Origin of the sequence: Lawsonella clevelandensis (assembly GCF_003241315.1) — a bacterium.
GTDB lineage: Bacteria > Actinomycetota > Actinomycetes > Mycobacteriales > Mycobacteriaceae > Lawsonella > Lawsonella clevelandensis_A.
The window spans coordinates 72,853-86,355 of the sequence record NZ_QFOZ01000001.1; the positions used below are offsets into that span (position 1 = coordinate 72,853).

Here is a 13,503-nt window from a genome sequence, read left to right on the forward strand (position 1 = left end):
TCATAACCTTAATAACACTGCCAGTGATGCCGTGCGGCATCCTAGTGATGGTTGGGGCAGCATAAAAAGCGTAAAACGTGAAAATGTGTGAAGGATTGTAAAGGATAAGGATGACCGCAGATCAGGATGGATATTCTAGATCGACAAGTGTCGATCAACCTGATGCTCGGATTAGCGCTACTGTCTCTCAGCGTTGTTTACATCTACAACTCAATAATGGTGCCACGCTCAACGCCTTCGACGAAGGATTAGCGCGCGCCATGCGATACCACCTTCACAAGGCAGCCGATGATCCGCGCATTGATTACGTTCTTGTGACATCGCTGTGCGAGAAATCCTTTTCCTCCGGCGGCAATGTTCGGAAGATAGCCGATCTCTATGAGGAAGGGCATGCTGCTCGTGCGGAAGAATTCTTCGCCATCGAGTACGATTTGTGCGCTTTTATCTCCGAATTTCCCAAGCCATATATTGCCCTAGTTGACGGTTACTGCATTGGTGGTGGCCTTGGTATTAGTGCCAACGGGCAGTTTATGGTGGTTAGCGAAAAACCCTGATGGCAATGCCAGAGGCTGGACTCGGGTTCTGCACTGATGCAGGCATGAGTTGGGTTTTGCCACATCTGCGGGGGAAGGACGGCCAGGCGGACAAGGCCCTAGGCAGATATCTTGCTCTCACCGGACGGTGGTTGAATGCCGCTGACGCGCTGTGGTGCGGACTTGTAGGATATTATGTTCCCTCCCACGAGTTCCCTACTCTCGAAGAAGAGTTGCTGCATTTGCAGTATGAACCTGGTACGGCAGCTGCCGCTATTACGAACTATCTTTCCCGCCGCGCGCAACTGCCTGTGGAACAAGCGAGTTTGCAAAAGATTATTCAGCAGGTTGACGAAGTCTTCTCGGCTTCGTCAGTAGCGGAGATCATGTCACGTCTGCAGAGCGGAATTACTACTCACCGCTATGGCACGTGGGCACAAGAAGCACTTTCTGCGATGCAGGGGTGTAGCCCCACGGCTTTGCAAGGTACTTTTCTCGTTATTGAGAGAAGTAGTAAGTGCGCCAATGTTCGTAGCGCAGTCCAGCAAGAATACCGTTTAGGTGCACGCTATTTATGTCATCGCAGTGATTTCCGGAATGGTGTGCGGGCTAAACTTGTTGATAAAAAAGCTTTTAAAAATTGGGATCCTCCTACTTTAGATGAAGTAGATATGGATACCCTCTATACATGCTAGGAGAATACGGTGACTATCAATCCCATCCGCGTTGCTATTAATGGTTATGGAAACCTTGGTCGTGGCGTAGAAAAGGCTGTACTAGCCGCCCCCGATATGGAACTCGTCGCCATCTTTACTCGACGTGATCCGCAACAGCTAGATACTGTTTCCGGCAAGGCTGTATCCATCAAGGATATGCCTGACTACAAGGATAAGGTTGATGTTTGTGTAAACTGTGGCGGCTCCGCCACTGACCTCATGGAACAAGGCCCAGCTGTTACCGCTTATTTCAACACCGTGGACTCCTTCGACACTCACGCCAAAATTCCTGAGCATTATGCTGACATGGACAAGGTTGCACACGACAATGGCCATGTAGCAGTCATTTCCTCCGGCTGGGACCCAGGGCTCTTCTCCATTAACCGAGTTATCGCCGAATCTGTCCTCCCCAATGGCAGTACCTACACGTTCTGGGGTCGCGGTGTCTCACAAGGCCACTCTGACGCTATCCGCCGCATACCGGGTGTTAAGGACGCCAAGCAGTACACGGTGCCTGTTCAAACTGCAGTGGACCGCATTAAAGCGGGTGAACGTCCCACTCTCAGCGCCCGGGAAAAGCACCTGCGGGAATGCTACGTGGTAGCAGAAGAAGGCGCCGATAAAGCCGCCATCGAAAAAGCTATCGTTACCATGGAAAACTACTTCGCTGATTACGACACAACCGTTACGTTTATTAGTGAAGAAGAACTTATCCGTGATCACTCCACTATGCCACACGGTGGTCAGGTGATTCGCTCTGGAGAAACGAGCGAAGATACCACCCAGGTGTATAGTTTCACTCTGTCCTTAGACTCCAACCCTGAATTTACAGGATCCATGCTCACGGCTACTGCGCGTGCCACCGCGCGTCTGGCTGCTGCCGATGAACGAGGCTGCCGTACCGTCCTCGATATTGCCCCAGCCCTCTACGCTCCTATTAGCGCTGGCGAATTACGCGCTAACTTCCTCTAAATATCAATAAGGTTTCCACATGTCCGATGATCCCAACCCTCCTACAGCAGGTTCTACAGCCTGCTCAGTAATTACTCCGGAAGTAGCCACGGATTCCGTCGCTGCCTCTACACCTAACCCCACTGGCGCTGCTGGTACCGCTGATGCCATGGCATCTCGTAAAAAGCGCAAGCCACGTACCTTTTTCGGCCACCCAATGGGATTAGCTAATCTCTTCGGAGTAGAAATGTGGGAGCGCTTCAGCTTCTACGGCATGCAAGCCATCCTCACCTTCTACATCTATTACTCGGTGACGTCCGGTGGCCTTGGCTACTCCAAAGAAATTGCCTACTCCATTGTGGGCGCATACGGCGGCTTAGTTTATCTAGCATCTATTATTGGATCCTGGATATCAGACCGGTGGTTTGGTGCCGCCCGCAGCCTTGTGGGTGCAGGCTTCATCATTATGTTGGGCCACCTCTCATTGGCTGTTTTACACGGTCTGACAGGTGTTGTCGTCGGCCTCATATTCATTGCTTTCGGTGCTGGAACATTGAAAGCTGCATCGTTGACCGTCCTCGGCGATCTATACGATGAAAACGATATTCGCCAAGATGCCGGTTTCTCCGTGTATTACATGGGTATTAATATCGGTGCCTTCATTGGACCTATTCTTACCGGTATTGTGCAGCGCGCCGGCGGATTCCACTGGGCATTCGCACTTGCCGCTATCGGTATGTTTATTGGCCTTATGCAGTATCTTCTGTTAGCGAAGAGCACTATTGGAAATGCCGGACGGGAAGTTCCCAACCCGCTACCGCGTAAACAGAAATGGTTGTCTCTAATCGGTCTTGTTGCCGGTATCCTCATCATTTGGGGCGTATTCGCAATAGGATGGGTGAATCTCGACAACCTCTCCACTGTGGTTACTGTGCTAACCGTCATCTGCGCAGTGGGTCTCTTCATTGTCATATTGACAAGTAAGAAGATCACTGAGGTGGAGCGTTCCCGCGTTATCGCATTCATTCCGCTGTTTATCGCGTCCGCTCTTTTCTGGTCCCTCTACCAGCAGCAGTTTACGATTCTGCCAGCGTTCGCGGACCGGCGTCTCAACCTGTCCTGCTTTGGGCACCAACTGCCGCCAAGTGTGGTGCAGTCCATCAACCCCATTTTCATCATTATTTTCGCACCTATTATGGCGGCCTTGTGGCAGAAGCTCGGTACCCGTCAGCCGCACAGCTCCACTAAATTCGCATGGGGTGTCTTCTTCTGCGGGCTATCCTTCCTGGTGTTTGTTCCCTTTGCCCGCATGGATAAAGCTCCCATCGGATCTGTCGCGCTCCTCCTCTTTGTTGCGACAATCGGTGAGCTTTTCCTTTCCCCAGTAGGTAATTCCCTGGCGACACGGTTAGCTCCCAAGGCGTTCCACAGCCAAATGGTGGCGCTCTTCTTCCTATCAGTCGCTATTGGATCCGCAGCGTCTGGTTCATTAGCCCAGTTGACGGATGTCGATAACCCCAGTTCCACAGGAACATACTTCCTTATTCTGGGAATTGTGACGATGGTTCTGAGCTTGGTATTCTTCCTGCTACGCCGCTGGATCGATAAGAAGATGGTGGGTATTCACTAACACCTTATTCGGGTACCTATATAGCGTATATCCGCATAACTTACAGTAATGGGCTGTCGCCTCCGAGAAAAGGAAGCAACAGCCCATTACTTATGCGTATTGGTTAGCACGCCGATTAGCTGGTGGTGCTTAATCAGCGATGAGAGTATCGAGTGTTAAATCGGGAAGTTCTTTCTGCAGATAGTTGAGACGCCACTTATCGCTAATAAGAGCAATAAGCTCACCATCTTGGCGGGTAAAGATCTCCACACCGCGCTGGCGCCCCAGCTCATCTGCAGACTCCGCATCAGTCTTCCGGGCCACCGTGTAAGGAATATTCTCGATGACAGTCTCCACGTTGTACTCTGCCCGCATACGTGCCTGGACAACCTCAAACTGCAGCACACCCACCGCAGCCATCACCGGGTTGGACTCACCACGCAAATCATTGGTCAGAATCTGTACAACACCTTCCGCACCCAGCTCATCAACTGCCTTACGGAACTGCTTGTACTTGGACAGGGAGGCGGCACGTAGCGTAGCGAAGTGCTCCGGTGCGAAAGCAGGAATAGGCGGGTACTGGGCCTTCTTCCCTTTGTAGAGAGTATCGCCGGGGGCTAGGCCTAAGGCGTTAACAAGGCCCACGACGTCGCCGGGGTAGGCCGTCTCTACAGTCTCACGATCGCGCCCGAATACTGTCAGCGCATACTTTGTGGTGAAAGGTTTCTGCGTCTGGGCGTGGGTTACTACCATGCCGCGCTCAAATTCGCCGCTCACAACCCGCATGAAGGCCAGCCGGTCACGGTGAGCAGAATCCATGCCGGCCTGTACTTTGAAGATAACAGCAGAGAAGTCATCGTCAAGATCGTGAAAGACATCATTAACGTCTTCACGTCCTGCCGGATGCGGCGCCAGGTTAACGATACTGTCAAGAATCTGGTGAACGCCGAAATTGAGCTTAGCGGAGGCGAAAATAACGGGGGAGGTTGCGCCCGCTAGGAAAAGTTCCTCATCGTGAACCTGCCCCATCTCCGCCAACAGTGTCGATTCCTCTGCCGCGGTTGTCCAGTTATCGCCCTGCTGTTGTACTGCTTCCTCCGGCGTGAAATGCTCCTCAGGGGCAATAGTTGAGCCGCCTGCGGTACGCGTGAACTCAATATATTCCGTGGGCATACCGTCGGCATCAAGTCGGGCAAGACCATGAAAATCCCCAGCAATACCCACTGGCCAAAAAATAGGGGTGGGGGTGAGATCAATTTCTTCCGCTATCTCGTCAAGCAGTTCAAGGGGGCTTTTACCAGGACGATCCCACTTATTCACGACAGTAATAATGGGAATGTTGCGGGACTTACAGACGCGGAAAAGTTTCAGGGTCTGCGGCTCCAAACCTTTTGCCGCATCGATCAGCATAAGTGCGCCGTCAACGGCGGTAAGAACACGGTACGTGTCTTCCGAAAAGTCCGAGTGGCCGGGTGTATCAACAAGGTTAATAACGTAGGGCTGCCCGTCTCCCTCCGCACCTTTTGATCCCTGCGGGAGGTATTCGAACTGTAGGGCAGTAGAGGAGACAGAAATACCGCGTGCCTGCTCCATCTCCATCCAGTCGGAGACTGTGGCTTTACGCCCCGCTTTACCATGGACAGCTCCCGCCTCATTAATGACGTGCGCGTGTAGGGCGAGTGCCTCCGTCAGTGTTGATTTACCGGCATCCGGGTGAGAAATAATGGCGAAAGTGCGGCGGCGGCGTGCTTCAACAGCGGGGGAAAGAGCATTCACGGGGGCTTGTCCTTGGAGAGTAGTGAAAAATGAGGGCTGGCTAGATAATTGTTAGATAAGCAGTGGCGTAGCAGATCAAGCAGGACAGATCAGGTAGGGTACAGACCATCAATGGCGTGAGTGAACACGATTTTGGGTTGATGCTAAACCTTCCTGGAGAAGAAGCTCGACGGCATCAGCTGCCTCCTGGATAGTGACTCCCAGATCTTCACATTCGCGTGCCGAGAACTGCTTTAACACATAGTCGGCGGGGTTCATGCGTCCCGGTGGACGACCAATACCGATACGAACACGTAGATAGTCTTTGGTCCCGAGATGTTGTGTCATGGATTTCAGACCATTGTGGCCACCTTCGCCACCTCCACGTTTTAGACGCAGCGTATTTTCTTCCAGATCAAGATCATCGTGTAGAACAATGATGTTGGTGGCAGGAACACTAAAAAACTGTGCAGTAGCAGCAATAGCACGGCCCGAATCATTCATGTATGTTCGGGATTTCATAAGTATAACAGGCGTGCCGTTAAGCGTGCCGCGCCCTACCAGTGCATTAGTGCGTTTATTGGGGGAGAGGGTGACGGTTGGGCTGGTCCGTTCGCAGAGCTCGTCGAGCGCCATGTACCCCACATTGTGTCGGGTGAGCTCGTACTGTGCCCCGGGATTGCCTAAACCGGCGATCAGTATGGGGCCGGAAACAGTATTAATATCGGGGATCTGCGCACTAGGACTCATAATGCTTCTATTCTCGCACGTTTGGGCAGGCAGAGCTATTCCCAGATAGAGCCATTCCCAAGCAGACCATTGTGTGCAGTAAGGCAGTGCTGTGAAAAGCACAAGGGTCTCACTGGCGGTAATACCAGTGAGACCCTTATGACAAGACCCTTACAGCACTGAATGCGGAGGGGAGAAGGAGAATTACTCCTCGGTAGACTCGGCAGCTTCGCTAGCAGCTTCTTCAGTAGCTGCTTCTGCTTCTTCTTCGCCGGTATCGGGGGTAGTGTCTTCAATCTCTTCGAAGGTGACGTTGACGAGGAGCTGTTCCGGATCATCGGCGAGTTCAACGCCTTCTGGCAGTTTCACATCGCCGGCAGTAATGGTGCTGCCAGCTTCCATGCCTTCTACTGAAATGGTGATGTCTTCCGGAATGCTGAGGGCGTCTGCATTGACCTTAAGAACGTCGAGCTCAATGAGGAAGATAGCGCCAGAAGCAACGTTGCCTTCGACAACCAGCGGCACCTCAACCTCAACCTTTTCGCCCTTCTTAACGATGAGGAAGTCAACGTGCTCAATTTCGCGGGTAAGTGGATTCTGGGCAATGGACTTTACCAGGGCAGTGGTTTCTTCGCCGTCAATATCAAGGGAGATAACGGCGTTAATACCTTCTTCGCGAACAATGGCGAGGAAACCAAGATTGTTAATGGCAATGTGGATAGGGTCGGCACCGTGTCCGTAAACAACGGCGGGAATGTTACCAGCGCGACGGGTACGGCGGGCAGCACCTTTACCAAATTCAGTACGAGTGGGTGCGGCAAGAGTTCTCAGTGCCATGGGTATAGCTCCTTATAGATTCAGGTAAATTCGTGCGAAACGTTGCGCGCTAAAAGCGCTGCATAGAAAGTTTTCCATCGCGGCAAGGCACCCAACACGACCGCGGAAGTAAAGAACCCCACACTATCGCGTCGATAACGGCTTATCTTTAGCCCTCGCCGAGATAACGAGATAAGTTTAGCTGACGAGCGCGCATCCTCCCAACTTAGCCAGTACCATTTTCGGTACTATTTAAGGTATCTCTCCAAAAGAAAGTAGAAGAGCATGGCACTGGGATGGACGATTACCCTTGTGGTTGTTTTCGCCATTATCGGTATCACACTCGGCGTGATATGGGTATGGGCGGGGCACCGAAAAGCTGGAGATGTTACTATCGCCTGCATAATTGCGCTGGCCGTATGGCTACTTCTCACAACTATCCTCTTTTTTGCTACCGGCGATATTAAAGGAGGGGTGTAAATATGAGTGTTGTTGGCATTATCGTCATGCTTGTGGCACTTATTTTAGGTATTGTTGCCGCCGTCCTCATTCTGCGCGATCATCCTCTTAACCAAGGACGATCAGCGGATATTGCAGCTGGAGCATTCATCGCTGTTATTGTTTTCGGAATGATATTACTGACTGCCTCTTATATAGCTCTACTGAGCGGAAAATAAGCCACTTATTGCGTGAATGGGGCTGCTACCGACGTTACCGTCTGGTAGCAGCCCCATTCATCTGTATCAGAGAGTTGCGAACCCTATCCTAGGCACCTTCAAACAGTGCAGTTACAGAACCATTATCGAAGATTTCATTAATGGTGGCAGCTAGGAGGGGAGCCATGGACAGGACTGTGAGGTTTTCGAAGCAATGCTCTTCCGGAATAGGCAGCGTATTGGTGGCAATAACTTCTTTCGCTCCGCAGTTAGCGAGACGCTCAGCAGCAGGATCGGAGAACACGCCATGCGTGCAGGCGATAACAACATCGCCAGCGCCAGCTTCCTTCAGAACCTTTACTGCGCCGGCAATAGTGCCGCCAGTGTCAATCATGTCGTCAATAAGAACGCAGGTACGGCCCTTCACATCACCGATAACACGGTGTGCCACAATCTGGTTCGCGACGCGGGGGTCGCGGGTCTTGTGGACGAAGGCCAGGGGAGCACCATCGAGGATGTTAGCCCACTTTTCCGCGGCCTTCACACGACCGGCATCGGGGGAGACAACGACAATGTTCTTGGTGCCGTACTTGTCTTTGACGTACTGTGCCAACTGCCCCATGGCATGCATGTGGTCAACTGGGCCATCGAAGAATCCCTGAATCTGGTCCGTGTGTAGATCCACGGAGACGATTCTGTCGGCACCGGCAGCCTTCAGAAGATCCGCAATGAGACGAGCAGAGATAGGCTCGCGACCCATGTGCTTCTTGTCCTGACGGGCATAGGGGTAGAAGGGGAGAATGGCGGTGATGTGGTGGGCAGAGCCACGCTTCAACGCGTCAATCATGATGAGAAGCTCAACGAGCCACTCGTTCAGCGGAGCAGGGAAACTCTGGATGACGAATGCGTCGGTGCCACGCACAGATTCTTCATAACGAACGAAGATCTCTCCGTTGGCGAAGTTGCGCATAGTTGTCTTTGTGAGAGTGACACCCAACTCCTGGGCTACTTCTTCGGCAAGTTCCGGATGTGCGCGACCGGAGATAAGAATGAGGTTCTTTTCCTGAGTGCTGCGTTTACTGGACAAAGGGAATCGTTATCCTCGTTTGTGGTAGTGGTGGGTAGTTTCAACGTTAGTGGATAAAAGGCATTCCCGATAAATTTTCAGGACGGGGGAAAGCGTGAAAGATATTACTTTTTTGCGGTATCCTGGTCGGCCTTCGTGTCATTGCCAACGGCACTAGTATTTTTTTTGAGTGTCTTTCTGAGCATCTTCCTGTGCTTTTGCTGCAGCTTCCGCGGCGGCAGTACCCGGACGATGGTGAAGCACCCAATCGTTGACAATCCGCTGCGGGGCATCGCTATAAGTAAGGGCACCCGCCGGGACATCGTGGCGAATAACAGTTCCCGCCCCGGAATATACGCCGTCCCCCACAGTAACTGGGGCAACGTACATGGTGTCGGACCCCATGCGTACGTGAGAACCAATTGTGGTGTGGTGCTTGTTGACTCCGTCATAGTTGACGAACACGCTAGACGCCCCAATGTTGGAGTAGTCGCCAACGGTTGCGTCACCCACGTAGGTAAGATGCGGAACTTTCGTGCCTTCGCCAATAGTGGCGTTCTTCATCTCGGTGAATGTTCCCATCTTGGAGTCAGTTCCCAAGTGTGTACCTGGGCGTAGATACGCCCAGGGACCTACTGTGGCACCGTCACCAATAACAGAATCGGATCCATGAGCGCGCACAACACTAGCGTTACAGCCAATTGTCACATTGGTAAGGGAACAATCGGGGCCAAGTGTGGATCCTTCACCCACCGTGGTGTGGCCATGCAGCTGGCAGCCGGGCAGGATAGTAACGTCGTGTGCCAGTTCCACATCCACATCAATCCATGTAGTAGCAGGATCAATAATGGTGACGCCCTCCAGCATCCAATGAACAAGGATACGGCGATTCATTTCGGCGGAAACGTCCGCCAACTGTACGCGGTTGTTCACACCGGCAACGGTGAAGGCATCATCAAGATGGTGCGCTCGCACGGGACGATCTGCTTGCCGGGCAATAGACACAACGTCAGTGAGGTAAAGTTCGCCTTGCTCATTATTGGTATCGAGAAGCTCAAGCGAGCGGTGCAGTTGGGCAGCATCGAACGCATAAACACCCGAGTTCACCTCGGTAATAGCTTTTTCGTCCTCGTTAGCGTCTGCTTCTTCAACGATGGACAGTACTTCACCACTCGCATTGCGGACGATACGTCCGTAGCCAGTGGGGTTGGGCACGGTGGCGGTGAGGACTGTTACGGCCGGACGCGGATGCTGGTCGTGGACGTTTACCAAATCATGCAGAGTGGCAGAATCCAGCAGGGGAACGTCTGACGTAGTCACAAGAATTGTGCCGGTGAAGTCCTCCGGGAGCACCGAAAGACCACACATGACGGCATGACCCGTACCGTTTTGTTCCTCTTGGACGGCGGTAAGGACAGGACATCCAAGGTCCCCGGCACTGTGGCGCACTGCCTGCTGCACGCGCTCACGCTGGTGACCCGTCACTACCACAATGTTGTCAGGCGATACCCCGGCGGCAGCATGAAGAGCATGTTCTAGCATTGTGCGCCCACATAAACTATGGAGCATTTTCGGGGTGGAGGACTTCATTCGCGTCCCTAATCCGGCCGCGAGAATGATGACGGTAATAGGCGATGCAGCAGTTTTAGACATAAATCCCTCTGCGCTCGAGAAGCTGATTAATTCCATCTTACGTGCTTTGCGTCATAGTGAACGAAACTCGGCATCCTCGCATACTAGTGAGCACTATGGAAATATCAGAACCGACGGTTCGTCCGTTGGACCATTAACAAGTTCTAAGAAAAGGGGACTTCCTCATGGCTATTTACAATGACGTCACTGAGACTATCGGTAACACTCCACTCGTCCGACTGAACCGACTTACAAAAAATACGGGAGCTACTGTTCTCGCAAAACTTGAGTACTTCAACCCCGCTAATTCCGTAAAAGATCGCATTGGCCGCGCCATTATTGATGCAGCCGAGAAATCCGGAGATCTAAAGCCCGGCGGAACTATTGTTGAGGGAACATCCGGCAATACCGGTATTGCACTAGCAATGGTGGGTGCTGCCCGCGGCTACCACGTTATTTTGACAATGCCGGAAACAATGTCGAAAGAACGACAGGTTATGCTGAAGGCCTTCGGTGCGGAGATTGAACTTACGCCAGGATCCGCAGGCATGCAGGGGGCAGTGGATCGTGCAAAGGAAATTGTTGAGTCCACCCCTAACTCCATTCTCGCCAGCCAGTTCGCCAACCCCGCCAACCCCGATATCCACCGTAAAACCACCGCGCAGGAGATTCTCCGCGATACTGATGGCAAGGTGGATATTTTTGTAGCAGGTGTGGGCACCGGCGGCACCCTTACCGGAGTAGGGCAGGCCCTTAAGGAAGCTAACCCGGATGTACAGGTAGTACTAGTAGAGCCCGCAACCTCACCACTCCTTTCCGAAGGACACGCCGGACCGCACAAGATCCAGGGCCTGGGAGCCAATTTCGTTCCCGACGTTTTGGATCGCGATATATATGACGAAGTTATTGACGTCACTGACGATGATGCTGTCGCAACCGCTCGTAAGGCCGGACGGGAGGAAGGCATCCTTGGTGGTATCTCTGCTGGTGCTGCGCTTTATGCTGCACTACAGCTTGCGGCTCGTCCCGAGAACAAGGGGAAGAATATCGTCGTTATTATTCCCGATTTTGGTGAGCGCTACGTATCCACCATTCTCTTCGACGATATTCGAAATTAACGAGATATCTTTTTCTCGCTACATCTAAAACGATAGGATCAGAGAAGTTCCGCCCCTATTGCGCGGAACTTCTCTGACTGTATGTGAGGAACCCCAGTGAATATTCTCGCCCTTATTCGTGAAGACCTACAGAATGCGCGTACGCATGACCCCGCTTCACGAGGCGACTTAGAAAATGCACTGGTGTACTCCGGTTTGCACGCTATCTGGGCCTACCGCGTTTTTCACGCTATGTGGCAGATCCCCGTACTACGCCCCCTCGCCCGTGTGGGGTCCCAAATAACTCGCTCTATTACCGGCATTGAAATTCACCCTGGGGCCACTATTGGCCGGCGTTTCTTCATTGACCACGGTATGGGTGTTGTTATTGGCGAAACAACCGAAATAGGTGACGACGTCATGCTGTACCACGGGGTGACACTCGGTGGACGCTCACTGGACAAAGGGAAACGCCATCCCACTATTGGTAACCGTGTACAGGTAGGCTGCGGTGCCAAGGTGCTAGGGCCCGTCGTTATTGGTGACGATTGCGCTATCGGTGCCAATGCTGTTGTGGTGCACGATGCACCCCCGGACTCAATTCTTATTGGGATCCCAGCTGAGGTGCTGCATCGACAAGCCAACCAGACTGAGCTTTTAGTGGACCCGGCCGAATATATCGATCCCGCTATCTACATCTAGATATCTATATCTAGACTGTACGGATCCTACAGTTGACTATGTAATACGTTTGTGCCCCGCCTGTACTCAGACAGGCAGGGCACCGTTATTATTTTCTGTTATTGTTATGCTCTCCCGCCAGGACTCGAACCTAGAACGGCTGGACCAAAACCAGCTGTGTTGCCTATTACACCACGGGAGATTGTGGAAAAATCGCGGCACTAACCTGTGAGACAGTGCTATCTGTGGGACAGTACTACCTGTAGGACAGTGTGCGACGAGCCTCAAAGATCAGCCTTCGAAGCTTCCTTAGTGTACCCCATCGACCAGGGCTAGCAAGTAATCGCCATAGCCAGAGGAGGTTTGTGCAGACGCCAGCGCCCGCAATTGCGCATCGTCAATACGCCCCAACCGCCAGGCAACTTCCTCCGGAGCCCCAATTTTTTGCCCCTGCCGTTGCTCTACCGCACGCACATAGTCGCCAGCACTCATCAGATCATCCACAGTGCCGGTATCCATCCAACAGGTACCGCGCGGCAGTACCTCCACATGCAGCTTCCCAGCCTCCAAATAGTGGCGATTGACATCCGTAATCTCATACTCGCCGCGTGCAGACTTCTGTAGGTGTCGAGCTACCTCAATAACGGAATTGTCATAAAAATACAGGCCAGGAATAGCAAAAGATGAACGTGGGTGAGCAGGCTTTTCCTCAATAGATAGCGCCCTGCCCGTAGCATCGAAATCAACCACACCATACGCCTGCGGCTCCCGCACCTGATAGGCGAAAACAGCACCACCATCAACCTGCGCAAACCGGCGCAGCTGAGTTCCCAAACGGGGGCCATAAAAAATGTTATCGCCCAAGATAAGCGCCACATGGTCGTCGCCAATGAAATCCGCACCCAATACGAACGCCTGGGCAAGCCCCTCCGGCTTCTCCTGCGAAAGATACTGCAAACGCAGACCCAGGTGGCTACCGTCACCCAGCAAACGCTCAAACTGGGGGCGATCCACTGGGGTCGTAATGATAAGAATATCCTCAATACCCGCCAACATTAGGGTAGAAAGAGGATAGTAGATCATCGGCTTGTCATAAACCGGGAGTAATTGTTTACTGACAGCCATCGTCATAGGGAACAGGCGCGACCCCGTACCGCCCGCCAAAATGATGCCACGCATGTTTCTAGTTTACGCTAGAAGCGTGACCAACTCTTCTGTTCCCGCCGTCCACGATGCACCTCACGACACCCCACTAGGGCGTG

12 protein-coding genes, 1 tRNA gene and 1 pseudogene are annotated in these 13,503 nt (G+C 52.6%); 7 read left to right on the plus strand and 7 right to left on the minus strand.

Going from position 1 to position 13,503, the window contains the following annotated elements; genetic code table 11:
* The first annotated feature begins 110 nt into the window (after positions 1–110).
* The 3 genes and pseudogenes from DI579_RS00335 to DI579_RS00345 all read left to right on the plus strand — a co-directional run bounded on the left by DI579_RS00335 (position 111) and on the right by DI579_RS00345 (position 3,830).
* A pseudogene (locus DI579_RS00335) lies at positions 111–1,228 on the plus strand (enoyl-CoA hydratase/isomerase family protein).
* Between the two features lie 9 nt (positions 1,229–1,237).
* The gene (locus DI579_RS00340; RefSeq protein WP_303678522.1) at positions 1,238–2,221 is read left to right on the plus strand and encodes a diaminopimelate dehydrogenase; all 984 of its coding nucleotides are present in this window, start codon (positions 1,238–1,240) and stop codon (positions 2,219–2,221) included.
* Positions 2,222–2,240: 19 nt separating this feature from the next.
* Positions 2,241–3,830 (plus strand): peptide MFS transporter, encoded by a 1,590-nt coding sequence (locus tag DI579_RS00345; protein ID WP_290595558.1) that lies wholly within the window; start codon positions 2,241–2,243, stop codon positions 3,828–3,830.
* 129 nt (positions 3,831–3,959) lie between these two features.
* Here the strand turns inward: DI579_RS00345 and DI579_RS00350 are convergent, their stop codons facing one another.
* From DI579_RS00350 to DI579_RS00360, 3 genes are all read right to left on the minus strand, one after another.
* Complete coding sequence (locus DI579_RS00350; protein WP_303678523.1) at positions 3,960–5,585, minus strand: peptide chain release factor 3; 1,626 nt, start codon at positions 5,583–5,585, stop codon at positions 3,960–3,962.
* Positions 5,586–5,693: 108 nt separating this feature from the next.
* Positions 5,694–6,314, minus strand: coding sequence for an aminoacyl-tRNA hydrolase (gene pth / locus DI579_RS00355; protein WP_290595556.1), 621 nt, complete (start codon positions 6,312–6,314; stop codon positions 5,694–5,696).
* Between the two features lie 183 nt (positions 6,315–6,497).
* Positions 6,498–7,130 (minus strand): 50S ribosomal protein L25/general stress protein Ctc, encoded by a 633-nt coding sequence (locus DI579_RS00360; RefSeq protein WP_290595555.1) that lies wholly within the window; start codon positions 7,128–7,130, stop codon positions 6,498–6,500.
* 264 nt (positions 7,131–7,394) lie between these two features.
* On the opposite strand from DI579_RS00360, the gene DI579_RS00365 reads away from it, so the two are divergent.
* Both DI579_RS00365 and DI579_RS00370 read left to right on the plus strand, forming a co-directional pair.
* Positions 7,395–7,589, plus strand: coding sequence for a hypothetical protein (locus tag DI579_RS00365; RefSeq protein WP_290595554.1), 195 nt, complete (start codon positions 7,395–7,397; stop codon positions 7,587–7,589).
* Positions 7,590–7,591: 2 nt separating this feature from the next.
* The gene (locus tag DI579_RS00370; RefSeq protein ID WP_290595553.1) at positions 7,592–7,786 is read left to right on the plus strand and encodes a hypothetical protein; all 195 of its coding nucleotides are present in this window, start codon (positions 7,592–7,594) and stop codon (positions 7,784–7,786) included.
* 88 nt (positions 7,787–7,874) lie between these two features.
* On the opposite strand, the gene DI579_RS00375 is transcribed toward DI579_RS00370, so the two are convergent.
* A complete protein-coding gene (locus DI579_RS00375) occupies positions 7,875–8,852 on the minus strand; it encodes a ribose-phosphate diphosphokinase (RefSeq protein ID WP_290595552.1) in 978 nt (325 codons plus the stop codon).
* A gap of 153 nt (positions 8,853–9,005) precedes the next feature.
* The gene (gene glmU, locus DI579_RS00380) at positions 9,006–10,484 is read right to left on the minus strand and encodes a bifunctional UDP-N-acetylglucosamine diphosphorylase/glucosamine-1-phosphate N-acetyltransferase GlmU (protein ID WP_303678524.1); all 1,479 of its coding nucleotides are present in this window, start codon (positions 10,482–10,484) and stop codon (positions 9,006–9,008) included.
* 164 nt (positions 10,485–10,648) lie between these two features.
* Here glmU and cysK point away from each other — a divergent pair, with 164 nt between their 5' ends.
* Together cysK and epsC are read left to right on the plus strand one after the other, a co-directional pair.
* A complete protein-coding gene (gene cysK, locus DI579_RS00385) occupies positions 10,649–11,581 on the plus strand; it encodes a cysteine synthase A (RefSeq protein ID WP_290595550.1) in 933 nt (310 codons plus the stop codon).
* A gap of 96 nt (positions 11,582–11,677) precedes the next feature.
* Positions 11,678–12,262 carry a serine O-acetyltransferase EpsC gene (gene epsC / locus DI579_RS00390; protein ID WP_303678525.1) on the plus strand — a complete coding sequence of 195 codons (585 nt, stop codon included), beginning with the start codon at positions 11,678–11,680 and terminating at the stop codon, positions 12,260–12,262.
* Between the two features lie 109 nt (positions 12,263–12,371).
* Here epsC and DI579_RS00395 read toward each other — a convergent pair.
* Both DI579_RS00395 and rfbA read right to left on the minus strand, forming a co-directional pair.
* Positions 12,372–12,443, minus strand: a tRNA-Gln gene (locus DI579_RS00395).
* Between the two features lie 107 nt (positions 12,444–12,550).
* Positions 12,551–13,420, minus strand: a complete 870-nt coding sequence (gene rfbA / locus DI579_RS00400) for a glucose-1-phosphate thymidylyltransferase RfbA (RefSeq protein WP_303678526.1) — start codon at positions 13,418–13,420, stop codon at positions 12,551–12,553.
* Positions 13,421–13,503 lie beyond the last annotated feature (83 nt).

Coding starts and splice junctions, on each gene's coding strand:
- DI579_RS00345 (WP_290595558.1), top strand. CDS start 2,241: ATGTCCGATGATCCCAACCCTCCTACAGCAGGTTCTACAGCCTGCTCA.
- pth (WP_290595556.1), bottom strand. CDS start 6,314: ATGAGTCCTAGTGCGCAGATCCCCGATATTAATACTGTTTCCGGCCCC.
- DI579_RS00360 (WP_290595555.1), bottom strand. CDS start 7,130: ATGGCACTGAGAACTCTTGCCGCACCCACTCGTACTGAATTTGGTAAA.
- DI579_RS00365 (WP_290595554.1), top strand. CDS start 7,395: ATGGCACTGGGATGGACGATTACCCTTGTGGTTGTTTTCGCCATTATC.
- DI579_RS00370 (WP_290595553.1), top strand. CDS start 7,592: ATGAGTGTTGTTGGCATTATCGTCATGCTTGTGGCACTTATTTTAGGT.
- glmU (WP_303678524.1), bottom strand. CDS start 10,484: ATGTCTAAAACTGCTGCATCGCCTATTACCGTCATCATTCTCGCGGCC.
- cysK (WP_290595550.1), top strand. CDS start 10,649: ATGGCTATTTACAATGACGTCACTGAGACTATCGGTAACACTCCACTC.
- rfbA (WP_303678526.1), bottom strand. CDS start 13,420: ATGCGTGGCATCATTTTGGCGGGCGGTACGGGGTCGCGCCTGTTCCCT.